The sequence below is a fragment of the Neobacillus endophyticus genome (genome assembly GCF_013248975.1).
GTDB lineage: Bacteria > Bacillota > Bacilli > Bacillales > Cytobacillaceae > Neobacillus > Neobacillus endophyticus.
Genome location: NZ_JABRWH010000001.1, coordinates 935,590 through 960,769, shown reverse-complemented (window position 1 = coordinate 960,769; position 25,180 = coordinate 935,590). Strand labels below are relative to the sequence as shown.

The 25,180-nt window shown below is 41.2% G+C and carries 19 protein-coding genes, 1 pseudogene and 1 riboswitch; of the genes and pseudogenes, 11 read left to right on the top strand and 9 right to left on the bottom strand.

The window, feature by feature from the left end:
• Positions 1 to 65: 65 nt before the first annotated feature.
• Positions 66 to 905 carry a 5'-methylthioadenosine/S-adenosylhomocysteine nucleosidase gene (mtnN, locus tag HPT25_RS04675; RefSeq protein ID WP_246277139.1) on the bottom strand — a complete coding sequence of 280 codons (840 nt, stop codon included), beginning with the start codon at positions 903 to 905 and terminating at the stop codon, positions 66 to 68.
• A gap of 293 nt (positions 906 to 1,198) precedes the next feature.
• Here mtnN and HPT25_RS04670 point away from each other — a divergent pair, with 293 nt between their 5' ends.
• A complete protein-coding gene (locus HPT25_RS04670) occupies positions 1,199 to 1,864 on the top strand; it encodes a hypothetical protein (RefSeq protein WP_173060623.1) in 666 nt (221 codons plus the stop codon).
• 242 nt (positions 1,865 to 2,106) lie between these two features.
• Positions 2,107 to 2,189: riboswitch (cyclic di-GMP riboswitch) on the top strand.
• 120 nt (positions 2,190 to 2,309) lie between these two features.
• Positions 2,310 to 4,565 (top strand): EAL domain-containing protein, encoded by a 2,256-nt coding sequence (locus HPT25_RS04665; RefSeq protein ID WP_173060620.1) that lies wholly within the window; start codon positions 2,310 to 2,312, stop codon positions 4,563 to 4,565.
• Between the two features lie 32 nt (positions 4,566 to 4,597).
• On the opposite strand, the gene HPT25_RS04660 is transcribed toward HPT25_RS04665, so the two are convergent.
• A complete protein-coding gene (locus tag HPT25_RS04660) occupies positions 4,598 to 4,780 on the bottom strand; it encodes a hypothetical protein (protein WP_173060617.1) in 183 nt (60 codons plus the stop codon).
• Positions 4,781 to 4,894: 114 nt separating this feature from the next.
• On the opposite strand from HPT25_RS04660, the gene lacZ reads away from it, so the two are divergent.
• Both lacZ and HPT25_RS04650 read left to right on the top strand, forming a co-directional pair.
• The gene (gene lacZ / locus HPT25_RS04655; protein ID WP_173060614.1) at positions 4,895 to 7,951 is read left to right on the top strand and encodes a beta-galactosidase, LacZ type; all 3,057 of its coding nucleotides are present in this window, start codon (positions 4,895 to 4,897) and stop codon (positions 7,949 to 7,951) included.
• A gap of 80 nt (positions 7,952 to 8,031) precedes the next feature.
• A complete protein-coding gene (locus HPT25_RS04650; RefSeq protein ID WP_173060611.1) occupies positions 8,032 to 8,172 on the top strand; it encodes a hypothetical protein in 141 nt (46 codons plus the stop codon).
• 305 nt (positions 8,173 to 8,477) lie between these two features.
• On the opposite strand, the pseudogene HPT25_RS04640 reads toward HPT25_RS04650, so the two are convergent.
• Together HPT25_RS04640 and HPT25_RS04635 are read right to left on the bottom strand one after the other, a co-directional pair.
• Positions 8,478 to 10,336, bottom strand: a pseudogene (locus HPT25_RS04640) (fructose-specific PTS transporter subunit EIIC).
• Between the two features lie 148 nt (positions 10,337 to 10,484).
• Positions 10,485 to 12,425: a BglG family transcription antiterminator gene (locus HPT25_RS04635; protein ID WP_173060603.1), complete on the bottom strand. Its 1,941-nt coding sequence runs from the start codon at positions 12,423 to 12,425 to the stop codon at positions 10,485 to 10,487.
• A 355-nt stretch (positions 12,426 to 12,780) separates the two neighbouring features.
• Here HPT25_RS04635 and manA point away from each other — a divergent pair, with 355 nt between their 5' ends.
• On the top strand, positions 12,781 to 13,728 hold the full coding sequence (gene manA, locus HPT25_RS04630) for a mannose-6-phosphate isomerase, class I (protein WP_173060600.1): 948 nt from the start codon (positions 12,781 to 12,783) through the stop codon (positions 13,726 to 13,728).
• A 77-nt stretch (positions 13,729 to 13,805) separates the two neighbouring features.
• Here manA and HPT25_RS04625 read toward each other — a convergent pair whose 3' ends face one another.
• Positions 13,806 to 15,848, bottom strand: a complete 2,043-nt coding sequence (locus tag HPT25_RS04625; RefSeq protein ID WP_217269628.1) for a bifunctional diguanylate cyclase/phosphodiesterase — start codon at positions 15,846 to 15,848, stop codon at positions 13,806 to 13,808.
• A gap of 376 nt (positions 15,849 to 16,224) precedes the next feature.
• Between HPT25_RS04625 and HPT25_RS04620 the strand changes: the two genes are divergently transcribed.
• Positions 16,225 to 17,346, top strand: a complete 1,122-nt coding sequence (locus tag HPT25_RS04620) for a GGDEF domain-containing protein (RefSeq protein ID WP_173060594.1) — start codon at positions 16,225 to 16,227, stop codon at positions 17,344 to 17,346.
• Positions 17,347 to 17,407: 61 nt separating this feature from the next.
• Entirely contained in the window at positions 17,408 to 17,629 is a 222-nt protein-coding gene (locus HPT25_RS04615; RefSeq protein ID WP_173060591.1) for a methyl-accepting chemotaxis protein, read from the top strand.
• Positions 17,630 to 18,186: 557 nt separating this feature from the next.
• On the opposite strand, the gene HPT25_RS04610 is transcribed toward HPT25_RS04615, so the two are convergent.
• Both HPT25_RS04610 and HPT25_RS04605 read right to left on the bottom strand, forming a co-directional pair.
• The gene (locus HPT25_RS04610) at positions 18,187 to 19,422 is read right to left on the bottom strand and encodes a D-alanyl-D-alanine carboxypeptidase family protein (protein WP_173060588.1); all 1,236 of its coding nucleotides are present in this window, start codon (positions 19,420 to 19,422) and stop codon (positions 18,187 to 18,189) included.
• A gap of 395 nt (positions 19,423 to 19,817) precedes the next feature.
• On the bottom strand, positions 19,818 to 20,276 hold the full coding sequence (locus HPT25_RS04605; protein WP_173060585.1) for a VanZ family protein: 459 nt from the start codon (positions 20,274 to 20,276) through the stop codon (positions 19,818 to 19,820).
• A gap of 257 nt (positions 20,277 to 20,533) precedes the next feature.
• Here HPT25_RS04605 and HPT25_RS04600 point away from each other — a divergent pair, with 257 nt between their 5' ends.
• The 4 genes from HPT25_RS04600 (at position 20,534) to HPT25_RS04590 (ending at position 23,976) form a co-directional block, all read left to right on the top strand.
• The gene (locus HPT25_RS04600) at positions 20,534 to 21,724 is read left to right on the top strand and encodes a GGDEF domain-containing protein (RefSeq protein ID WP_173060582.1); all 1,191 of its coding nucleotides are present in this window, start codon (positions 20,534 to 20,536) and stop codon (positions 21,722 to 21,724) included.
• A 199-nt stretch (positions 21,725 to 21,923) separates the two neighbouring features.
• Entirely contained in the window at positions 21,924 to 22,046 is a 123-nt protein-coding gene (locus HPT25_RS28980; RefSeq protein ID WP_281368168.1) for a hypothetical protein, read from the top strand.
• A gap of 42 nt (positions 22,047 to 22,088) precedes the next feature.
• Positions 22,089 to 23,126, top strand: a complete 1,038-nt coding sequence (locus HPT25_RS04595; protein ID WP_173060579.1) for an SDR family NAD(P)-dependent oxidoreductase — start codon at positions 22,089 to 22,091, stop codon at positions 23,124 to 23,126.
• 25 nt (positions 23,127 to 23,151) lie between these two features.
• Positions 23,152 to 23,976 carry a glycosyltransferase family 2 protein gene (locus HPT25_RS04590; protein ID WP_173060576.1) on the top strand — a complete coding sequence of 275 codons (825 nt, stop codon included), beginning with the start codon at positions 23,152 to 23,154 and terminating at the stop codon, positions 23,974 to 23,976.
• Between the two features lie 94 nt (positions 23,977 to 24,070).
• Here HPT25_RS04590 and gpmA read toward each other — a convergent pair whose 3' ends face one another.
• Both gpmA and HPT25_RS28265 read right to left on the bottom strand, forming a co-directional pair.
• Positions 24,071 to 24,838, bottom strand: a complete 768-nt coding sequence (gene gpmA, locus HPT25_RS04585) for a 2,3-diphosphoglycerate-dependent phosphoglycerate mutase (RefSeq protein ID WP_173060574.1) — start codon at positions 24,836 to 24,838, stop codon at positions 24,071 to 24,073.
• Positions 24,839 to 24,946: 108 nt separating this feature from the next.
• The gene (locus tag HPT25_RS28265) at positions 24,947 to 25,105 is read right to left on the bottom strand and encodes a hypothetical protein (protein WP_217269627.1); all 159 of its coding nucleotides are present in this window, start codon (positions 25,103 to 25,105) and stop codon (positions 24,947 to 24,949) included.
• Positions 25,106 to 25,180 lie beyond the last annotated feature (75 nt).

Sequence of the window (25,180 nt, the reverse complement as noted above, 5' to 3'; positions counted from 1 at the left end):
GACAAATAATATTATTTTAAAAACATTTATTATTTCATAGATTTGAAAAATAGCCGCACCTGCGGTTATTTTCCTAGTTCCTTAATTATTTCTACGGCAAACTCTGCGGAGTATTGTCCGGCCGTTGGCTGGTCTATGATTTTATCCCCAGAGACTTCTGAGTTGGAAATGGTTCTAATGGATAAGAAAGGAATGTGAAAGCCCTTTGCAACTTGGGCAACAGCAGCGGCTTCCATTTCCTCGGCACTTGTTCCGGCTGTTTGATGAAACCATTGAATGCGGTCTACTTCCCGGTTCCAAAAATCAGTACTGCCTATTTTTCCAAGTACTACTTTCCCGTGTTGGTATTTCTTAGCCGCCCGAATGGCGGATTTCACCAGCTGGGGATCGCTTTTAAAGTAGGCATATTCTTGGATTTTTCCGTTCTCTCTTATGAAGGTTTTCGTGAATTTCCATGTCTTTGGGCGAATTCCCTGTCCTGCATCTAAATGTTCTGATTCCATACTGTCGATATTCATAACCTTTTCTCCGATCACAGTATCAAAAACATGGAGGTTTGGATCATGTCCGCCAGCGGTTCCTTGATTAATGATGGCCTTTGGGTGGTAATGATCGATTAACAGTGCAGTAGAGGCAGCAGCATTCGCCTTCCCCATTTCTGTCCGTGCGACAATCACCGGGATCTTCGATATTTTTCCTATAAAAAAAGTATAGCCGCCATAGGTTTCTTGCTTATAAGTTCCCATTGTCTTCAGTAATGAGGAAATTTCAATATCCAATGCCCCTTGAACTGCAATCGGTCTTTGACTATTAGTAAAATCTTTCTCTGCCGCTATTCCGCCAGCAGGAAATAGAACAATCGTGATCATAACGGAAAAAATGGAAGCAAACATGAATTTTTTCATCTCATCCATCTCCTTTCAAAATAACGAACACTTAGACAGTTGAAGGATTCTTCTATTAAAGAATCCCACCAAAATGGGATTCCTATGACATCTTTTAAGATAGACGGTCCAGATGAGGTACTTCCCAAATGTCAGTGCAGCCAGTCAAGCACTTTTGGGTTCTCCATTCGTAAAGTGCAGAATTAAAATCTATGATCAAATGGTTTTAAGGAAAAGTTAAGAATCAAATCCGATAATAGTTTCAGCATTAATGACTTTTCCAGCGTACACTTTTAAAAGAGGAGAATAAGAGCATGAAGATGAAATCGTTCGTTACTACACTGATCTCATTCTTAATCATTTTCGTTATTGCGGGATGTTCCAATAGTTCAGGGCAAGCGTCAGCAACATCCAATAAATCTGGACAAGCGGCGAATGGCGGCACAAAAGGCTTTGCTAAGCCTGATGTATATGGAGAAGTGGCTTCCATTAATGGAAATCAAGTGACCTTAAAGCTGATGGAAATGCCGCAACGGTTTGGACGTAACGGTCAAAATCGGGGGAACTGGCAAAATGGCCAAAATCAACAAAACGGTCAGAACCAACAAGATGGCCAACAAAACCAGCAAAGTAATCAAAACAATGGACAAAACGGCTCCAGTGCGACAACAGGCGGAAATGGCAGTGCCAGAGGCAATGGCGGCATGAGAACGCAAAGATATACCGGTAAGGAACAAACGATCACAATTCCGAATGGAACCACGATTGTGACCATGTCCCGCGGTACAAATGGAATGGCTGAAAATACGGTAAGCTTGAAGAATATAACAGTCGGCAGCACATTATCAATTTATTATAACAGCGATGGAAAAACCATTAGCAAAATCAGAGTCATGCAGCCGCGAAACTTTGGCGGACAAGGTACTGGCGGAAATGCCGGCACCAACAACACGAGCTCTAACTCAGGTACATTCAATTAACAGATGGACTAGAAAATAAAAGCCACAAACCTGGAATTCGCAGATTTGTGGCTTTTTATTGATCATTAGGTCTTTAGTATCGCTTATTCCAGCATGAAAAACGGCAAGTAAATGTCAGGAAAAAGCACGTCTAGTCCAAATAAATAGAGAGTATTCAAAATTTATTAGTTTTCTTTTTTAAGAAAATAGTACTATACTAATAGATAGGAACATTCTGTTAGTTTCAGAAAAAAAGAATCATTTCACTGAAAAGGCAAACTTATTGAAAAATAAGGACGCAAAGCTTCAGGCCTAAGGGAGTACCTATGGCGGCTGGGCTGCCAAAGGAATAACTGTTTTTAAAGGGTTATTTCCAATGGGAAATAATCCTTTTTTAAGTTACAATCCCTGTTTTATTCCTTCTACTGTTTCTTGCCTATTAATTTTACAATCGTGAGGGGCTTATATGTTAAAGATCGGACGGTTACCCAAACTAATTTTAGTTGTGAACATTGCTGTGTTACTTGGATGGGATTATCTATTTTGGGGAAATGAATGGGTCAGATCCCTTGCTGTCAATGTACTAGAAATGTTTGCGGTTACTTTTAGTTTTATTGGCCTATTTAAAGCGTACTTAAGTTTTTCTGGTAAATCGAGAATTTTTTGGCTGTTATTGAGTTTAGGCATGTTAGTGTACCTGGTAGCTAATTTTAACTGGCTCTATGTCCAGCTTACACTTGGCGATACTATATTTCCTAGTCCGTCTATATTTATCTGGGGAATATCAAATTGCTTATTTTTGGCGGCATTGCTCTATAAGATGAAAGAAATCAGCACGTCAGGTTCGGCTAGTACCTATCTATTTAATATTTTGGTGTTCATGATAACGGTTGCTGCCATGGTTGTACAATATCTTATCAATCCGATCACGTTTTCCAATCATTCATTCCCTGTGACAATAACGCTGTTGTCGTATCCTATTACCGATTTTAGTATTTTGTTTGTGGTGACTTTTCTTTACTATCTAGTACAGCAAAGTAAGGGAAAGGAACTGCTGTTGTTACTTCTATATGGGTTTACCCTTCAAGTCATTTCTGATTTTGCTTACATGTATATGACCATTAAGGGTACATATCGCGCAGGTGGGATTCCAGATATTATTTGGCAAGTTTCTCTGCTGTTAATTGGCTTCGCAGGATTTTACGCGGAGAAAAGTAAAAAAGAGATCGTATGGGAAATTCAAAACCCCTTTAAAGGAAAAGAAATTGTTTTCCCCTATTTAAGCATTGTTTTTCTGATTCTATTAGTTTCTATCGACTATCGTTGGAAATATGATGCACTAACTATTGGCTTACTTATCAGTTTTCTGATGACTATTGGGCGTCAGCTAATGATCATTAAAAGGAATAATAAGCTGGTAGATGAATACAGATATTTGGCGCATCATGATCCGCTGACAGGTCTGAATAACCGGGCAAGTTTTGCCGAGGACTTAAGAAAATATATGATGAAAAATAATCATAAAAACAGTGTGGCTATGTTATTAATTGATCTCGATCGATTTAAAGTGGTCAATGATACGCTCGGCCATCATGTAGGAGACCGGATTTTGATTAAGTCCTCAGAACGGTTAAAGCAGTCATTAGACAATGAAACTCTAATTTACCGGCTGGGTGGAGATGAATTTGTCATGATCCTGCCGGACGCGACCGAAATGAAATGTGCCTTGACAGCCAAAAACATTTTGAAAAATTTCCAAAGTCCGTTTATAGTGAATGGCTACGAAATCTTGGTCACTCCGAGTATCGGAATCAGTATTTTTCCAGAAAGCGGTGAAGACCTGCTGAAACATGCGGACGCTGCAATGTATTTGGCAAAGGAAAACGGAAAAAATAGATTCGTTTTTTTCAATAATGAATTAAATAAAACGCTGATCCGAAAAATGAGATTGGAAAATGAGTTAAGAAAGGCAATTGATCAGAATCAGATCTTCCTTTTCTATCAGCCAAAAGTGGATTTAGCAACAAAGAAGTTAATTGGAATGGAGGCTTTGCTTCGTTGGAAACATCCAGAACTGGGCTGGGTATCTCCACTGGAATTTATTCCAATTGCTGAGGAAACGGGTCAGATTGTATCCATTGGCGAATGGGTATTGAATGAGGCTTGCAGACAAAATATGATCTGGCAATCAAAGGGTTACCCGCCATTATGTGTGTCTGTCAACGTATCTGTCCGCCAGTTCCAGCACAGTAATTTTCCCATGGTGGTGAAGAAAGTATTGCAGGAAACGAAGCTTCCGCCGCAATTCTTGGAGCTGGAGATTACGGAAAGCATTATGCAAAATATAAAGGAAAGCACCGAGGTATTACAAGGCTTGCGGCAAATCGGCGTTAAAACATCCATTGATGATTTTGGAACAGGATATTCTTCTTTGCATGTTTTACAAAAACTGCCGATTGATACAATCAAAATTGATAAGTCGTTTATTGATGATATGGAAAACACCAGTCAGCAATCCATGGTCAAAACGATTATCGATTTAGGCTTGAGTTTACATCTCAGTGTTGTGGCAGAGGGGATTGAACATGAATACCAAATGAACTCCCTTCTTGAGAAAGGCTGCCGAATCGGTCAAGGTTACTTATTCTCCAAACCGGTTGACTCAGAAATCTTTGAACAAATGCTCATAACAAATGACTTTACTAAAGTAACATTAGGCTAATGTGATAAAACAAGACCTCACTCCCAGTGTGTTTAGGAGTGAGGTTCATTTACGTTTAGGAGAATGCCATTTTTTCGATCTGAAGCGGAAGAAGCACGGAGTGTTCTTGACCATACTAGCAGCACCAAGAGAAACAGGATGCCTAGCCATGTGAAAGCATCACCGATTGCCCCATAGATCGTTGCTGTTCCTTTAACAGGTGTTTGGGTGACCATAACAGCCTTGTCACCAGGGGTAAAAAAGTTTTGAACAATTTTTACAAAAACAATAGTGAGTCTGCCCGCCCTATGTTTAAATAGAATTAAAAAGCAGTAGGAAGGGGAATCTGGATGGCAGCCATCCCTCAAATTAGTTGGCTTAGTGATTTACAAGTATTTGCAGTGAACCGTCTTCCCGCACACTCCGATCATCTTTATTACGAAACAATGGAAGAGGCAGGACAAGGGGCACAAATGGCTATGCGCCATAACTTGAATGGAAATTGGAAATTTCATTACGCAGTGAATCCGGCCAGCCGGCCTGAGCATTTTTTCAAACAAAGCTTTGATTGTTCGCAATGGGGGAATATTACAGTCCCAGGGCATATCGAATTGCAAGGGTATGGTAATCCGCAATATGTCAATACCATGTACCCATGGGATGCCCATCATGAGATTCGACCTCCGGAAATCCCGATGGATGATAACCCGGTAGGCAGTTACGTGAAGCAGTTCAATCTGCCGGAGCAGATGAGAAATAAGCCTGTTTTTATCTCCTTTCAAGGAGTGGATTCTGCCTTTTATGTGTGGCTGAACGGCCATTTCGTCGGCTATAGTGAGGACTCCTTTACTCCTTCCGAGTTTGAGCTGACTCCATATGTACTGGAGGGCGAAAACAAGCTCGCGGTGGAGGTTTATCAGCGGAGCACGGGAAGCTGGCTGGAGGATCAGGATTTCTGGCGTTTATTCGGAATTTTTCGGGATGTCTACCTATATACGATTCCAGAGGTCCATGTGCAAGATGTGTTCGTTAGGACAGATTTGGACCATTCCTATACAAAAGGACTGCTGACGGCTGATTTGAAATTCCATTCTGCTCTTCCAGCGAAGGTTAGCGCCGTGTTGTATGATGTGAACGGCAATCAGGCAGGAAGCAGTGAGGGGATATTGGAAAATGAAAAGGTTTGCATTGCGCTTGATGTAGAAAAGCCGAAACTGTGGAGCGCAGAAAGCCCTTATCTTTATAAACTTTATTTTCAAATCTTTGATCAATCAGGAAAGCTGGTTGAAGTTGTTCCGCAAAAAATCGGCTTTCGGAAGTTTGAGCTGGTCGACCGCGTGATGTGTCTTAATGGCGAGCGGATCGTTTTTAAAGGTGTCAACCGTCATGAATTCAATTGCCGTACCGGCCGGGCGATTTCAAAAGAAGATATGCTTTGGGATATAAAAACAATGAAGCGTCACAACATTAATGCGGTAAGGACTTCTCATTATCCGAATCAAAGTACCTGGTATGATTTGTGTGATGAGTATGGAATTTATGTGATTGATGAAATGAATTTAGAGACACATGGATCCTGGCAGAAGATGGGAGTTGTGGAGCCCTCCTGGAACATCCCAGGAAACAAGCCGGAATGGCAAAATATTGTCCTAGACCGGGCTGTGTCGATGTTTGAACGGGATAAAAATCATCCATCGATTTTGATTTGGTCCTGCGGAAACGAGTCCTATGCCGGTGAAGTCATTTTAAATGTATCCCGCTATTTTAAAGCGGTGGATCCAAGCAGGCTGGTCCATTATGAAGGCGTTTTCCATAACCGCACCTATAATGAAACAAGCGATGTGGAAAGCCGCATGTACGCCAAGCCGGCAGAAATTGAAAAGTATTTAAGCGATCATCCTGATAAGCCCTACATAAGCTGCGAATATATGCATGCAATGGGGAATTCGCTTGGCGGTATGCAAAAATATACGGATTTGGAACGGAAATATCCAATGTACCAAGGCGGGTTTATTTGGGATTTTATCGACCAGGCAATAGTGAAAAAAGACCGTTACGGCAAGGAGTTTTTAGCTTATGGCGGTGATTTTGATGACCGCCCCACTGATTATGGTTTTTGTACGAATGGAATCGTGTATGCTGACCGAGAGCTGTCGCCGAAGATGAAGGAAGTGAAGTTTTTGTATCAAAGCTTGAAACTGACCCCAGATCGGACTGGTGTAACCATTACGAACGATTTTCTTTTTACCGATACTTCTGATTATGTAATGGAATATAGCCTTTATATGGAAGGGGAAGAATTGTACTGCAGCCGGCTGGAAGCAGTGGTAGCACCTTTGAGCAAGAGTCGGGCAGAATTTGATTGGCCTGCGGGAATTTGTGATGCAGCGGGCGAGTATTGTGTGGATGTCTCGTTTAAGCTTAAGGAAGGTAGAGCTTGGGCAGAGTCTGGGTACGAGGTAGCCTTTGGCCAGTTTGTATTTAAGGTGAATGGTGCCGAGGAGTCTGGAATTTCGGTCAGTTCGAAAAAGCGTGTACTGTCGGAAGGTGAGCTGCGAGTTGTGCAAGGCGATGTCAACATTGGCGTGCATGGCAAAGATTTCTCTGCTATTTTTTCAAAGCAAGTGGGGAGCCTGGTTTCACTAAAATGTTCGGGAAAAGAGATGATTTCCCAGCCGCCTGCTCCATTATTTTGGCGGGCAACAACTGATAATGACCGCGGCTTTGCACAGGATTTTCATTCTGGGATCTGGTTTGCTGCAAGCTTGGCACGTAAATGTAATGGGATAGAGATTGAGGAAGAAAGAGACCAGGTGAGGATTATTTTTACGTACCAATTCTCGATTCATCCTGGAATAGAGGTGAAAATGTGGTATACGGTATATCCGGATGGGAGCATTCGGGTGAAGTCTAGCTATCGTGGGACTGCCAATCTTCCACAGCTGCCGACTTTTGCCTTGTCGTTTAAAGTTCCATGTGATTATGATCAGTTGGAGTGGTATGCCCTTGGTCCTGAGGAAAATTATGTAGACCGCTGTGCCGGTGCAAGACTTTGTCAGTTTAAGAATGAGGTCGCCGATAATCTCGCAGGCTATGTGATGCCGCAAGAATCAGGAAATCGTACGGGGGTTCGCCGCGTTAATCTTACCAATCGTGAGGGCTTCGGACTTAGGATTTCTGCTGTTTCGGAACCTCTGGAATGCAATTTTTCACCATATACCGCATTCGAATTGGAAACCGCCAAGCACCATTACGAACTTCCGAATATTCATTATACTGTTATAACAGTGGCAGGCCGGCAAATGGGTGTCGGCGGTGATGACAGCTGGGGAGCACCTGTACATAATGAATATCTGCTACAGGCTGATGAGGATCGTGAGTTTGAATTTTGGATCCAGCCAATTTAATGCTGGCAAGCTGATTATTTTTATTGAAAAAATGCAAAATAAGAGGGTGTTTATTTTTACAGGCAAAGGAGGTTTTTGGAGTGGCAAAAGATAAACAAACGCCCTCACCAGAAGTCGATCAAAAGAAGCTCTTAAATGATAAAGTCAAGGACCTTCGGAAAAACAACTTTGATAATGGTCATATAAGAAGAGGCACTCCGAACGGGGCAGATGGGCAATAAAGTAGAAGAGAGGGACTGGAAGATTTCAGTCTCTTTTTTGCCGATAGAAAAGCATTCTTATCAGGCAAAAGTCCACTAAGGAATGCTTCGTGAGCATTAGACTCGCAGTCGAAAAGCTGTGCTTTTCGGCGAACTACGCCTCTTTCTTCGCCCTAACAGGCTCGTCAGATGGTGAGTTTTCTTTAAGGTGCGCATGGGATGGGAGTAAAGAAAATGGGGTGTGCGGGTAGGTATGCTCGCTGCCTGCAAATTCCTAAAAAAGGCCCAATTCATTTAGAATTGGACCTTTCTCCATTAAAAATCTTCTATTCAATCTGCCCCAAAAGCTCATATGCCTGCTCTTTTGTATTGACGGCAAGTAGCTGCTGTCTGTATTCTTCGTTCATTAATTTACGTGAGAGTAATTGCAGGATTTTTAGATGATCGTTTCCGGCAGCATCTTCCGGAACGGCAATCATAAAGATGATTTTGGCTGGTGTCCCGTCGTAGCTTTCCCAGTCAACGCCTGATTTTTTCAAGCCGAAGACGACAGAAGGTTTCACGACAGCTTTAGATTTACCATGTGGAATGGCAATCGAAAAGCCAATTCCAGTAGTGCTTTCTTTTTCACGTGCTAAAATCGCTTTTTTAAATTTGCGTTTGGAATTAATTCCGCCAGACTGCTCTAATTTTTCAATCATTTCATCGATAACAGATTCTTTCGAGCTGCCTTTGACGTCTGTATCAATTAGTTCCAAGCTGATTAAATCTGTTAGTTTCATCTTAATCACTCCACATTCTTTTTAAGAGCATTTACCATTAACGCTGTGACAAAGATCCCGACAACAATGGCGATTAAGAACATCACGACATTGTCAATGGCTCCTAATACGGCTACAATCAATCCACCGTGCGGTACGTGGTCGCCAACATGGCCAAGCATGGCAATAACGGAACCCACCATGGAGCCAACCATAATACTTGGAATGACGCGAAGCGGATCTTTGGCAGCAAACGGAATCGCTCCTTCTGTAATTCCGAATAGTCCCATGAAGAAAGCGGCTTTACCGGCTTCTTTTTCAGCTTCTTCATATTTTTTCTTATTTAACAATGTAGCAAGTCCCATACCGATTGGCGGGATACAGATGGCTGCTGCAATTGGTCCCATAATGGTGTAATTTCCAGAAGCAATCATTGCAGAGCCGAACAGGAAGGCAACCTTGTTCACTGGTCCACCCATGTCAAAAGCAATCATGGCTCCTAGAATTAAAGCTAGAACAATAGAGCTTGCGCCTTGCATGCTGTTTAAGAAATGAGTCAAAGCGGTAAATACCGCAGCAATTGGCTGACCAAGTATAAAGATGAAAATAGCTGCAACAATTGCGGTTGTTAAAATCGGGATAATCAGAATGGGCATAATCGGCTGAACCATTTTTGGCACTTTCCAGCTCTTAATCCATTTTGCCAAATAGCCGGCAATAAAGCCAGCGACAATACCGCCGAGGAACCCTGCACCTGCTGTGCTATGATAAAACTCTCCGTGTGCGGCAATCCAGCCGCCGACCATACCAGGCACTAACCCTGGGCGGTCAGCAATACTAAAAGCGATAAAGCCTGCTAAAATCGGAACCATAAATCCAAATGAGGCTGCACCAACGTTGAGCACAGAATTCCAAATGGAGTTTGGATCTACCTGCATCCCTTTAGCGGTTGGATGACCGCCAAGTCCAAGTGCCAAGGCGATTAAGATCCCGCCGACGACAACGAATGGAATCATGTAGGAGACCCCGTTCATTAAGTGTCGGTAAATGGGATTTTGCTTGTCTTTCATTTCTTTTTTCAGTTCGGCTACAGATTTTAATCCGTTGTCGTTATAAACATGAACGGCATTGGAAAGAACTTTTTCAATGAGTTCCTCTGGCTTGCGAATTCCGTCTTGAACACCAGTTACTAACACTTTTTTGCCGGCGAATCGCGATTTATCAACGGTTTTATCGGCGGCGATGATGATACCATCTGCTTCCTGAATTTCTTTTTCCGTCAGCTCATTTTCCACACCAATGGAGCCTTGGGTTTCAACCTTTATTTGGTGTCCGAGCTTCTCTGCTGCTTTTTGGAGGTTTTCAGCAGCCATGTACGTGTGAGCAATACCATTTGGACATGAGGTAATGGCTAAAAGCTTCATATACTCAACTCCCGTTTTCAAATTGTTGTTATGTACTATTTATACAACTGAAATCGATTTCAAAAAGGATGAATATTTACCGCAATATCCGGAAAAATTTGTTTTAAGAAGAGAAACGCCGCAGCAGCCCAAATATAACGAGCTTTTCTTAAAGGTTTTTCAGGAAGTCCTCAGGTGTTTTTTGTTTGACTAATGTCGTTAATGTTAAGGGATGATCGCATAAGAAGCCGATGTCCGAGAATAGTCCTTTTGTTGTTGCATAATCTTCATGTTTTGTTGCCAGCACAAGGACAAGTGAGACATATTCCTTTCCCCATAGCAGCGGTCTTTTTAGCACCCCAACCGCGATCGCTGATTTTTTTATATAGGAAGGGTCCCCATGAGGAATGGCGATGCCGCCTCCGATATTGGTGGAGGAATGCTGTTCGCGGATCATTGCAGATTCAATATAGTCTGTTTCCACATAGCCTTTTGTGACTAATTTGGTCGTAATAGCCTCAATGACCTCATATGGGTGGCTGAAATCCAGTCCGATCCAGATCAGTTCTGGCTTAATTAGGGCATGCAAGGCCGGAAAACGGTTATCGGATTGAAGCGCTTCCATTTCAGTGTTGTGATTAAGCTCTGTAATAAATTCTTGCAGCTTGTCTTCTTCCACAGGAGACAAGAGTGGGGTTACTTGAATTACTGGAATCGTTGGATGTTCAATCGGCACGGTTGTAATAATAAAATCCAGATCAGCTGCTGAGTACTGCTTCATTTTGGCGATGGATACGCTGTTGATAATATCCAATGAATGAAATTTCCTTTCCAGCTTGGTTCTTAGCAGTGCTGATGCACCGATTCCCATTGGACAGACGATGATGGCTTTTTTGTTGCTGCCGCTTTTTTTCTGAAGCCGCTCAATGGACGCTTGAAAGTGAAGGGTGAGGTATGCGGCCTCTTCCTCAGAGATTTTCAAGGAACGCTTCTGATTCATCATTACCAATTCGTGGATAATGGCATCAAATAAATAATGGAACATTCGTTTTATGTCTTCCAGAATAGGGTTTTTCATGTTTAAACCGAAGCGGATTCGATTGATCGCGGATTGCAGATGGATATGCAGTCCTGTCCTTAGTTCATCATCCAATGAGAAATCAATATTCATTCGGATGGAAAGATGATCGATGAGTTCAGCGGTGATTGCTTGTACATCTTCGTCCAGATTATTTTTTTCAATTTGCATATTTTCGGTTTTACCGCCTAGAAAATAAAGGGAAATATAGGCGATTTCACGATCAGGAACATGAACCGCAAAAGGTGGTTCCAGTTTTCTGATAATCGTTCTAGCAAAATCGTATTCTATTTGCTGCTTCAATCTGGTCATTTCCTGCTCTGTTAGGGATATAGGACTGCCTGACTTTAAACGTTTTATCGCGATCAGAATATGTACGGTCAAACTTTGCAATGTTTCCTCAGTATAGGGATTGGCAAGTGTCAGATTGAAGGCAGTCAAGGTGTGCTGTACTGTTTCGATGTCTTGAAGCGCAAATAGCTGCCGCCAAAATTCTTTAGCTTTAAGAGTGGATGTCGTTTTAAGAAAGTCGGGGAGTTTTGAGATGGCCAGGCGCCAGTATTGCTCAGTTCCCTCCACTTCAATTCCCAATTTCTTTTTAGCTGATAAAGTTAGTCCAGATTCTGCTAAAAAAGCTTCGATTTTTTCTAGGTCTTTTTTGATAACCGCTTTGTTTACATAGAATTTTTCAGCGAGTTTTTGAAGGGTTAATGGCTTTTTGTCGACAAGCAGCCATTTTAGAATGGCTGTGGCCCGCTGGTTTTCTGCCACTTCTTCTTTTGCACCATGGGTGTGAAAGAAGGATTTCAGCAGTGATTGCCGTTCAGATTCACTGACTTCCAGCTTGATGCCAATATTTGGCTTTCTCACAAGTGCCACATTCGTATGCTGCTGCAGCCACTGATCAAGCACCTTTGAATCATTCCGAACCGTCTTCTCGGAACAACCCAGCTGATCCGCAATCACCTGTGACGACAAAAATCCCCGCGATTCCAGCAAAATCATCAGCATCGCCCTCTGCCGCTCATTCATGGAAACCTCACCTCACCTTATCTTTACACCAACTTCGGTGTGAATTTTGAGCATATTCCTTATAGGGTGCCAGGCACCGCTCCTTCAAGCACTGCTCCGCACAATACAAGCATGTGTCCACCCAGGACGGACAAAATGAGGGTTTTGTCCACGAGCGGTGCCTGACACCGAATACTACCACATTATGAAGTGGTTGTCATTATGAATTTGGCGTTGGGGGATTTGTGTTTTGGTGAAATGTTTTGATTCTGTTTTGGAAATGGGGTATTCTTTAGGTTGGGTTTATTTATGGTAGATTACTGGAATAGTTTGTGATGAGTATTTTCATTTTCATAGATTTCAATTGGAGGGACGAATGATGCAGCCATTGTTTTTGAAGCCTGTTTTTAAGGAGAGGATTTGGGGCGGTACGGCTCTGAGGATGGAGTTTGGTTATGAGATTCCGACGGATCATACGGGGGAATGCTGGGCGATTTCTGCTCATCCAAATGGACCGTCGATTGTAGAAAATGGTCCATATGCTGGGATGACTTTGGACAGGTTGTGGCGTGAACAGCCGGAGCTTTTTGGGAATCCAAAAGAAGAAGTGTTTCCATTATTAACAAAAGTTTTGGATGCAGACATGGATTTATCTGTTCAGGTACACCCTGATGATACCTATGCAAAGGTAAATGAAAACGGTGAGCTGGGCAAAACCGAGTGCTGGTATATTATCGATTGTAAAGAAGGCGCCGAGATGATTTTCGGCCATACAGCTAAAACAACAGAGGATTTAGTAGCACAAGTGAAGGAAGGTAAATGGAGTGATCTGCTTCGCCGCGTGAAGATTAAGCCGGGTGACTTTTTCTATGTCCCAAGCGGAACCATCCATGCCCTTTGTGAAGGTACACTGGTACTGGAAACCCAGCAAAGCTCGGACACCACCTATCGGGTATACGATTACGATCGCAGGGATGCCGAAGGAAACCTTAGAGAGCTGCACTTGGAAAAAGCGATTGAGGTCACAACTGTCCCACATCAAGATGCTGTGAGTACACCCCAAATCGAGGAAAAAGATCAAGCCACAATAACTACCTTTGTTGAATCCGAGTTTTTCTCGGTGTATAAGTGGGAAATCCAAGGAAAAGAAGCATTTTCATTTACAGACCGTTTTCTGCTGGCGAGTGTGATCAAGGGCGAAGGTACACTTGTTCATGACGGAGAGCAGTATGAATTGAAAAAGGGATCCCATTTCCTTCTTCCAGTTGGTGTTGGAGAGTTTGAATTTGCAGGGAACATGGAATTGATTGTTTCACATACCTAAAAAAGATGGGGAGGTCCCCATTCTGATATAAAAAGAAAGGCAGCTGGACACTAGATCCAACTGCCTTTCTTTATTCATTACGCCTCTGTCTTTTCCTGAAACGGGACTGAAAGCAACAAGTCCGCTTTCTCTTTATAGTTTATTAAAAAGTGCTTATAATCTTTTGCTGCCATTGGTTTTGCATAATAATAGCCCTGAATTTCATCACAGCTGAGATTGCCGAGGATATTCAGCTGGTGCTCTGTTTCAACGCCTTCTGCCACCACGGTAAGTCCGAGAGAATGAGCCAGAGAAATAACAGAGTGTATGATGGCGTGATCCTGCTTGCTTTCGATAATATCTATGATAAAAGAGCGGTCAATCTTTAGAACATCAATTGGCAAGGATTTTATATAGCTTAAAGATGAATAACCGGTTCCGAAATCATCTAATGAAATACTTACCCCGAGCTGTTTTAACTTTTTCAGCTTCTCGATCGCATCTTCCACATTGTATAAGGCAATTCTTTCTGTGATCTCAAGGTTTAAATATTTAGGCGGCAGCCCGCTTTCTTCCAAAATATCCTCGACCATCGAAATAAAATCTTCTTGTAAAAACTGTCTGCTGGATATGTTGACACACACATGCATAGGCGGAAAACCACTTTTTATGAATTCCATATTTTGCTTGCAAGATTCTTCGAGGACCCATTTGCCAATCAGATTAATCAGACCGGTTTCCTCGGCAACCGGAATAAACTCACCTGGAGATACGATTCCGAGAATAGGGTCTGTCCATCTTGCAAGAGCCTCCATACCCGCGACTTTATTTGAAAATAAATCTAGTTTTGGCTGGTAATAAATTTCGAGCCCAACTTTCTGCTCAATGGCTTTCCGAAGCTGTTGGTCAACCTGTAATTTACGATTCGCCTTTTGTCTAAAGTCTGTGGAAAAAATTTGATAATGATTTCCGCCATGTTCTTTTGCCACATGCAGCGCGGCACTTGCCTCCTGCAATAGGTCATCCAAGGTCTCTTCACTTCTTAACATCGCTATTCCGATGCTGGCTCCAATTCTGATTTCCTGATTGCCCAGTTGGAAAGGCTCAGAAAATGATTGAAGCAAATATTTTGCAAAGCCTTCTGCATCCTGCTTTTTAGTACCGTGAAGATAGATGATAAATTCGTCACTACCAGCACGAAGGACAGTCCCATTCTCTGGGATCCTATTTTCCAATCTTCTTGAAACCAATTTAAGAATCTGGTCACCACTTGGATGTCCAAAGGAATCATTGATTAACTTAAAACGATCAAGGTTGAAAAACATTAAGCTGGCGGGAATACCCTCTGCTTTGGCCTGATCCATTTTTTTAAAAATCTGGTTGTATAAATAGTTCATGTTGGGAAGTTCTGTCAAACTATCATGATAGGCTAAATATTTATATCGCTCTTCTGATTTTTTCAGACTTAGCTCCAGTTCCTTTTGAGGAGTGATATCCAAGTTCGTTCCATCGTATCGTTGGAGCGTGCCGTTTTCGTTTAGGACCGGGACACCGCGATCACGAATCCAGCGGAAACTTCCGTCTGGTTGTACAATGCGGTACTCATATACATAGCTTTGTAAATCAGCCCATTTCTGATCAATTTCTTCAGTAAAATACAAATCTTCAGGATGGACATTATTTTTCCAAAAGTTATTGTCCTCTAACACCTTTTCAAGCGGCAGGCCGTAGATTTTCTCCACACCTCTTGAAAGAAGATAATCTTTTTCGGGACTTATGGACCATATGGCAATATCAAGATTATTGAATATACTTTCCTGGAGATTTTTGGTCTTTTTTAGTTCAGTTTGTTTTTCCTGATTTTGTTTGACAAGAATACCAACGCAGACGGTGATAAGAAAGTTAACAAACAGGAGTTCCGTAAACGTAACGAGTTCCTGTGTCCCCAGTTTATGCAATTCGAACAATTTCATAAGAAGAAAACTCAAGGAACCTGTTCCAATTGTCATCCAGCTATACTTAAAACCTGTTAAAAAAACAATGATGAATGCAGGAATAAGATAAAGGAACCATAGGGTATTACTAAAGTAGTGGTCACTCCTGTAAAAATAATCAATCAAAGGAGGGATTAGATAGATCATCGGTAAAAAAAGCCAGTTTTTTGTCATGTAAGCCTGCCACCGTCCAAATGTTGTCGAGATTTTCCCGAAAATCTGACCTTTAAGTTATTTAAAATATCTTACCATAGATTTCGCAGAGATTTAGAAAAAATATTAATAGCACTTGTTGGTAAAAAATAACCAATCTAAAGATAAGGGAAAATGACTGTATTTTTTACAACAAATAGTAAACTACACATATAGGATGTGATATAATCATAGTATATTTGAACTATATAATATTAAATGAATTGCGGCAACTGTATAAATCGTCATAATAAAAAGGAAAATTGAACTTTATCCATTACTTATTATAATTAAAAGGCAAAAGATATTATGTTAAGGGGAAAAACAATTTATGGAGACTAACGAGGAATTAACAGATCAAATAAAGTTAAATCGTTCCATTTTAAAGGTAAGCTGGTGGACGGTTCTTTTTATTATTTTACTTTCAATTGTAGGCCTTTTCATTACTCTCTTATTTAATCGAGGATTATTTTGGCAGCATTTAGTACATGATGTCTTTCCGGAAACCGTCATAACCATTGTCATTTTACTCCTTACCGAGGGACTGTGTAAGCTTTTTAAACAATGGGATGACTACATCATCCTTTTTGGATTGTTTTTCGCTATGCTTGTCAATATCTTGTTTCATCCTACAATCAGCGGAGTTCAAAATTTGTTATTCCCAGTTATTTTTATTTCGGCGCTCTATTTCGACCGGACAAAGGTCTATTTTACGAGTGTGCTCTGTTTTGTGACAGCCATCCTGCTTTCCGTTTATTATAGTAAGCATTTTAATGAAACAGCTGTTGAAAACCTCATGATCAGCATTGGAATTTATGCAAGCTGTACGGTTATTTCATTGGGAATTATTCAAAGGGGAAAATACCTGTTAAATCATTTGGAGGATTCCATCAAAAGCCAAGAAGAATTATTAATTCGAAATATCTTAATGGACAAGGCAAGTAAATTAGATCCCTTAACAGATCTTTATAATCATAAAACGTTTCATGAATATATCGAAAGGCTAATTGAACAAAGTGAAAGCTATCCATTGCCATTGCAGCTGGCCATTATTGATATCGATAATTTTAAAAAAGTAAATGATAATTATGGTCATTGGGTAGGTGATATTGTCCTAAAACGGGTCGGGGACGAAATTAAAGGGCATGTGACTTCTGATGACTTTGTTTCCCGCTATGGCGGGGAGGAATTTGCCGTCATTTTAACCGATAAACAAACGGATGCCGCCTATACGTTAATTGAGGAAATGAGGGATGGCATCAGCAAAATGATTCATCCTGAGTTGGATAACCAGGCTGTAACTGTCAGCATTGGGATGTGTTCCTATAGTAAAGGACTTGGAAAAGAAAACTTTTTCAAAACGACGGATGAATGTCTGTATCAAGCAAAAAGGAATGGCAAAAACCAAACCGTTCTGGCCAATATCCATCGTGAACCCGTCAGCACGGGCTGAACGTCCGGCATGCGAAAATTTATCGACTTGAAATTTTGAACTGGAAGCAGCTGTTGACCAAATGAATGCAGCTGCAGAGGCCTCCAATATTATGGCAGGGAAAGTTCAAAAAATCTCTGCCTATTCAAAAGTGATCGCAAAAAACGTTGAAAATGTATATCAAGTAATTAAATCGTTCCAGGATATTGCAAACCAATCCAATATACTGGGATTAAATGCCACCATTAAAGCAGCCAGAGCTGACGACTATGGCAGAGTCTTTACTTGTAGCAACCGAGATTAGAGGAATGGCAGACCAAAGCAGAGCTTCCTCTGCCAATAGCATTCAATTTCTGGAATCCGTACAAGAAAGCATAAAATAATAATGGTTCTAACGGTATTTGGCACCTTAAAACGTAAAAAGCCAATTCGCTTGGTTTTTCCGTTTTTTTATATGAAAGCCCTTCCAATTATACTTAGCCTGTGGTAAAAAAATGAATGATGAGCTTAATCCAACCGAAGAAAGAAAGCCATAAGGGAATACTGAAGGATGTCCCCCACAATAACCCAATTAAAAAATTTCCTTGCCTTTCCATAAAAACCACTCCTATTTAAGTAGTAGAAAGACCTTCATTTATTTTTCATGGGTGCTTGTACAATTGTGTTCTGCAGTCTAGAGAGGTATATTTATTCCAATAAAGTGCAATGGCAGGTGGGAGTTCCCAATCACAAAATTAATAGTGTTTTTAATAGGATACCAAATCTAAATGGCGGATAAAGTAAAAAGTTGGAAGGTGGATGAAAATTAATTTCGATAATATTTTTAAAATGCCATGAAATGACAACATAAAAATCCTGCTCCTAATTAGAAGCAGGATGGTCAGAATCGAATTGCTTGCTGCGCTGTATTTTCAAATATCTTATCATGCTGAAAAATGCGAGCAGGGCCGCCATTATGCCAATGAAAATCATTATAGCGCTGGTTGACTCAATTGAAGGAGTGACCGGCTTCACTTTGCTTTCCTTTGGTATGGCCTTATTGGTAATAAGCGGAATCTCTTTTAATATTTCGCCATTTTCCATAACAAGAAGATTACCGACTGATTGCCCTTTTTCTACAGATTTTCCATACGTGTTGAACAAATCTATTTTCGTATTAAATTTCACATTTTCATCGCTTTTCTCCGTCAAATCCACATCAGAATCCGCGATGAGGTCAACGTACTTTCCATTTACTTTTTTTACTCCAACCACAGAGCCTTTTGAAACTACCTTTTCAACCTTCATATGATCAAAAGCATAGTTTGCCATCTTCTGGATATCGGAATATTCATTTCCTAGGTTCGTTTTCATTACCACGGCAATCACTTGTTTATTATCTTTTTCTAAATATTCCACAAGTGTATTTTGCGCAATATCGGTATAGCCTGTTTTCCCTGCGATGACATGAGAATTCGGCTGCTTATGAACTAAGCTGTGGTTACTGATTCTTTTTGTCTGTAAGCTCGTTTTAATATCTACTGATTGTGTCGATAGTGCTTTTAATACATTTGGATGCTTCAGTGCTTCTTTCATAATGAGGGCCATGTCATGTGCGGTCGTATAATGATTTGGATCGTGCAGCCCGTTTGGTGTTACAAAGTGGGTATTTTTCAGCCCTAATTTTTTCACTTCATCATTCATAAGGGTTGCAAAGCCTGGTACACTTCCAGCGACATTCTCGGCAATAGCCACGGCGACGTCATTGGCACTTAATAGTAATAAGGAATACAAGGCATCTTCTTTTGAGATTTTTTCTCCTGCCTTAATTTCCAGGCAACTGCATTCTTGACCAGCAGCGTTTGCACTTACAGTCAGCATTTGGCTATCCGGCATTTTTTCGTCGAGAATAATAGATGTCAGAACTTTTGTCATGCTGGCTGGATATGCTTTTTGATCGGCATTTTTGTTATATAATATTTCCCCTGTTACCGCATCAATCGCGATCCCGTACTGCCCCGTAATCGGAGGCACCGTCTCGGCGGCCCGGGCTTGAAGCGGAAAAATGCCAGCAATCGTATAGAGGGCTAAAGCAAGTGTGACGATAATGGTTTTCATTTTTGTTAGATCATACTTCCGATTGATAAAACCTCAATCCTCTCCTAAAAATAAATCATCTTCAACGACGGTTAGGACCCAAATAATATAATTTCGCTATAGTAATAGGAATTTCCTCTTAGAAAAAGCAAGAAATTTTGCGCAATCCAATTTAATTTTACAGGGAAACGATCTATATGGGTATGGCAACTTTTAACTGCGCCAGATAAACAAAAAGCCGGGTTATCTTAAACCCGGTCTTTTGCTCGCCGATAGGAAAGGAGAACTTCCCTATCAGGCATAAGTGCACTAAGGGATGCTTCGTAAGCATAAGCATCGCAGTCGAGAAGCTGTGCTTTTCGACGAACTACGCCTCTGTCTTCGCCCTAACGAGCTTGCCAGTCGGCGAGTATTCTTTATAAGAATCGCTCCATTATTGATTTTTTTGTTTTTAACAAGTAATAGACCAAAAAGGCACCAGAAGAGTCGATGACGAGGTCATATAATCGTCCATCTCTCCCAAAAAACAGCTGAAGTATTTCAGTTGTCAGCGCAAAGGCAACAGAGATAGCCAATGACCATTTATGACTTCTAATCCAGTTGAAAAGGAAGAAATCGAAGAGGGCAAACCCCAGGAAATGTCCTGTTTTGACAATGATAAAGTAACGATGGATTTGCGTAATATCATCCAGGTTGAAGAAATCCATATAATGAGGCGAAGGCACCCATTTAAAGCCGATCGATTGCAGCCTCAATAAAGACCCTAAATCATCTGTCCAGGTATGTACGGCTAAAATCAATCCCCAGATAACAACTAGTAGTACTCTTTTTTTCAGGAGCTTTCTTATGTTTCTATAAATCTTTTCATCTAACATAAATATCCAACTTTCTATCGTTCATACAGATATCATCATACCTTTTCTTTTAAAAATAAAAAAGAAAAAGATTTCCAAATTTTGAATAATATCATTTCAGCGTGCATGGTAGAAGGTCTTTTTTAGAAAAAATTTACCTAGAAATGAAAGATTGTCAATAAAAATTAATCCCGTCGTTTAATTTTGACAAATTTTTCAATCCCGTTCCTATTAAAATGGTAGTATCGTTTCACTTCATGGCTGATAGGTTGGTGTCTATGATTAAAGAGCTAAAACAGTTTTCCGGCGAACAATTTAAAACCATCAATGTCCTAGTAATCGGCTTCCTGGGAGTGGCAAGCCTGTGTTATTCCATCTATCAACTGCTGACGGCAGGATTTCAGCAAAAAATGTTGATGGATAGTCTAATTGTCATCGGACTGCTAGCAGTAACTTTTTCAAAATCAGTCACGCTTCCGAGCGGAAGTTACTGGCGTCCATCGATTGGTCTGATTATCTACAGTGCATTTGTGTTCCCGTTTCATGTTGCGATCCTGATCATCTTCAGCGGCATTCTCATATCTCAATCTGTAACAGGAACCAGTTTAAAAACAATTTGGATTTCCCTTGGTCATTTAATGCTGGGGATTTTAGCGATTAGGGGAGCGGTTGTTTCGTTCGCCCCTGTTTTTGGCTATTCGCTGCCCCCTGCACTTGCATGGATGGGCCTCGGCTTGATGGGCCACTTTTTCATTAATCGCTTGATTTCAGCTGTAATCGGGTCATCTATGAAAAAAAAGAAACTATTGGAACAAATAAAGTTAATTAAAAAGGACTTGAATTGGGGTTATGTAAGTACCTATATTGTAGGTGCGTGCATGGTGTTTATGTACCAATCTTACGGTTCTTGGGGAATGTTAGTGGCCGTGCCTTTGCTGTTTTCCATCTATTTTTCGGTGCTTTATTTTGAAAAAGCCAATAAGCTGAAGCAGATTTCTTTGACGGATGCGCTGACTGGTGCCGAGAACCGCGCCTCATGGGAGCAGTTTAAGGAGGAATTTCAGGTTAACGGCTGCCAAGGGACCTTCGGCTTTGTGGATCTTGATCATTTTAAAGGAATTAATGATCGATGGGGCCACGATACCGGCGACCGTGTGTTACGCGAAGCAGTCAGCTGTTTAAAGCAAATTTGGCCATCTACATCCAGAGTCTTTCGCTACGGGGGAGACGAATTTATTCTTTTCATCCCGCACCACGAAGCAGATCAGCTGGCTGTGCAGCAAATAATCCATAAAAAAATTCATGAAAAAAATCAGGAGTGGCTCAATCAAAATTATACGGTTGCCATCAGTATTGGACTGAAATATGCCTCCAGTAACACAACGGGGCTAAGCCTCGATGAAATTCTGATCCATCTTGATAAACAAATGTATCGCAACAAGTTAGTCAATAAAATGCAAGTATTTTAAAAGCCTCATTTCACCATGCAAATGGGCTTTTTTCTATTATTTTTGAAAAAAGTGACGTTAGTGTTGGAAGAGTGATCTTTGTGTAGGCATTTGTTTGTAACTGTTGGATAAGCTCCCGTTACTGTCAGATAGGCCATCGAAACTGCAAGAAGAACGGTCATAACTGCTGGAAGAGGCACCTTTACTGTCAGGCACCAGAGTGATTGTCAGATTAGCAGAATTAATCGTCGATTTACCTCCAGATAGTGTCAATGATGTCTTTTTACTGTCAATTGAACTGTCGATTTCAAATAGCGGAAATTATCGTCTGCACCGTTTATAATGAATAATTGTAAGGTAGAGTTAAAAAGGGGATGGAACATCATTGGTACATAATTCACCGGATACTGAGAAAACTTACTTGATTACAGGGGCTGCCGGATTTATCGGCTTTTTTTTAGCAAAAAGACTGCTCGAACAGGGCTGCAAAGTAGTGGGGATCGATAATCTGAATGATTATTATGATGTGAATCTGAAGAACACGAGACTAGAGTTACTGCAGCCGTCCGAAACTTTTACATTTAAGAAAGTGGACATTTCGGATAAGGCGGCGCTGGTGAAAATATTTGCCGAATACAAGCCAAATGTGGTTGTGAATCTTGCCGCGCAGGCGGGGGTGCGCTATTCACTTGAAAATCCTGATGTGTATATTGAAAGCAATATCACAGGTTTTTTTAATATATTGGAAGCTTGCCGTCATTATCCGGTTGAGCATCTTATCTATGCCTCGTCAAGTTCCGTTTATGGGGCCAATAAAAAAGTGCCATTTTCAGAGACAGACTTTGTAGATCATCCGGTTTCCCTTTATGCGGCAACGAAGAAGTCGAGCGAATTGATGGCCTATACCTATAGTCATCTGTATAAGATCCCGATAACTGGACTTCGGTTCTTTACAGTTTACGGTCCGTTGGGACGTCCGGATATGGCCTATTTTAATTTTACAAATAAGTATTTTGCTGGAGAGCCGATTAAAATTTTTAATAATGGTGATGTAGAAAACGATCTTTTTCGAGATTTCACCTACATTGATGATATTATCGAAGGGGTGGAGCGGCTCCTTAGCTGTCCGCCGGTTGGGAGCGGAGAATCTCCCGTCACCCATCAAATCTTTAACATTGGCAATAACCGCCCAGCCAAACTAATGGAATTTATTGAAACGTTGGAGCGGTGCTTAAGCAAGTCATTAGGAAAAGAAGTCATATTTGATAAGATTTTCGAGCCGATCAAACCAGGGGACGTACCAGCCACTTTCGCCTCAACCGAACGACTGGAAAAAGCAATAGGCTTCAAACCGCAAACCACCATCGAACAAGGCTTGCAAAATTTTGCTGATTGGTACATAAAATTTTATCTTGGTGCCTGACACCAAACAAATAGGGGGAAGAGTAATGGCTGAGCCACTAGTTTCAATTGTGATCCCGACGTATAATCGGCTCCTGCAGCTGGCTGAACTGGCAGATGCGCTGAGCAGGCAGTCTTTTCAGGATTTTGAAGTCATCATTGTGAATGATTTTGGTGAAAAAGTTGATGGGATCAAAGAGTTATACCCGAATCTTAACATCAGCATAGTGGAGATGGAGCAAAACTCCAAGCATGTACATGCCCGAAATAAAGGGGTACTGGATGCAAGCGGTGAGTTCATTATGTTAATTGACGATGATGATTTAATTTTACCAAAGCATTTGGAGACGATGCTGGCTGAGATTCACGGGTATGATCTGGTTTATTCTGATGTGGAGATTGTTAATTTCCGAATGGAGAATCATGTCAGGGTACCTGCGGACCGATTTTTATTTGCCTATGACATGGATCTTCAGGCAATGAGAAGGTTCTCCACCTTTGTTTCTTCGGGATGTTTATACCGAAGGGAAATCCATCAAACATTAGGGCTATTTGATACGGACGTCTACAACTATTGGGATTGGGACTTTTTCCTCCGGGTTTCCGAGCAATATCGTGTGAAGCGCGTACCCATTGCAGGGGTGCTGTACGATTTTTCTGATACGAATAATAATCAATCAAAGGTTCCATCATCCCGACGGTTTTACCTTGATAAATTAGTGGAAAAACACAACCTCGGTGATCGGCCAACCGAAAATTTCTTTACTTTGCTAAATCAACCGGAAGTCGTGAGACGAAAAGCGGAAAGTCAAATTGTATGGGACGGCCAGCCGTTTGTTTCGAAGTTGACATTGCAACTGTTGGAGAAATAAGGGTTTTCACTTGATGGGGATAAACAAGTATGCGGTGCCTGACACCAGGCACCGCAAAAGGGAATTTTTTTTCATCCGTGCTGTTTGGTTAGAATTAGCCTATCCAATCACAATTTGTCGGGTCGTTTAGGTCTATGTGGCGCGGGATGGATTGATCTGACACTTCTCCCTCATGGCCGAGGTAGTAGTGCCGTAATGGAGTTAAGTTATCATCAAGCTCGTAAATGAGCGGTGTGCTGTTTGGGATATTGAGGCTTGTTACTTCCTCATCAGATATGTTATCAAGGTATTTCACAAGTGCCCTTAAGGTATTTCCGTGGGCGGAAATGACAACCCGTCTATTTTGCTGCAGGTCAGGGACGATGTGTTTCTGCCAATATACGATTGAACGCTTCTCGGTATCGAGAAGGCTCTCTGTTAAAGGAATATCCTTTTTAGTGACATTGGCATATTTCGGATCAGAAAGGTCGTATTGATGTGCATCTAGGGATAACTCTGGAGGTCGGACGCTTGCTGATCTGCGCCATTCATTCACTTGTTCCTCGCCAAATTTTGCAATGACCTCATCTTTGTTCAGCCCTTGAAGAGCTCCGTAATGACGCTCGTTTAACCGCCAGGAATTATGGATGGGAATCCAAACCAAATCCATTTCATGAAGCAGAATCCATAAGGTTCGAATTGCACGTTTCAAGACAGAGGTGTGGGCAACATCAAACGAGAACCCATGCTTTTTCAAAATCTCCCCTGCTTCCCGGGCACCATTGTAACCCTCATCTGTTAGATCAATGTCCCTCCACCCCGTAAACCGATTCTCCAAGTTAAAAAGACTCTGCCCATGCCGAATCAACACTAACTGCTTCAAAACTACCACCTAACTTCGTTTTTTACAGTATGTGCATAACCGAAAAGAAATATTGGCTAGAAGACACAATAAGAAAATATATACTGAACCTCTAAAAACTATATATAGCTAGTTGCCGGTGCCGCAGCAAATTGGCCAGCTCTTACAATAAAACCTAAGAATGGTGTGAATACCAGGTGGATTTCCCAATGTAACCTGTGTCCATCCCAGATGGACAATTTCGTCATTTTGTCCATGAACGGTGCCTGACACCAAAAAATGTGACACCAAAAAATGACACCCAAAATGAAATCCCAAAAAAGCCTAACTTCAGAGCAGTTAGGCTTTTTCTTTAGAGTGAAA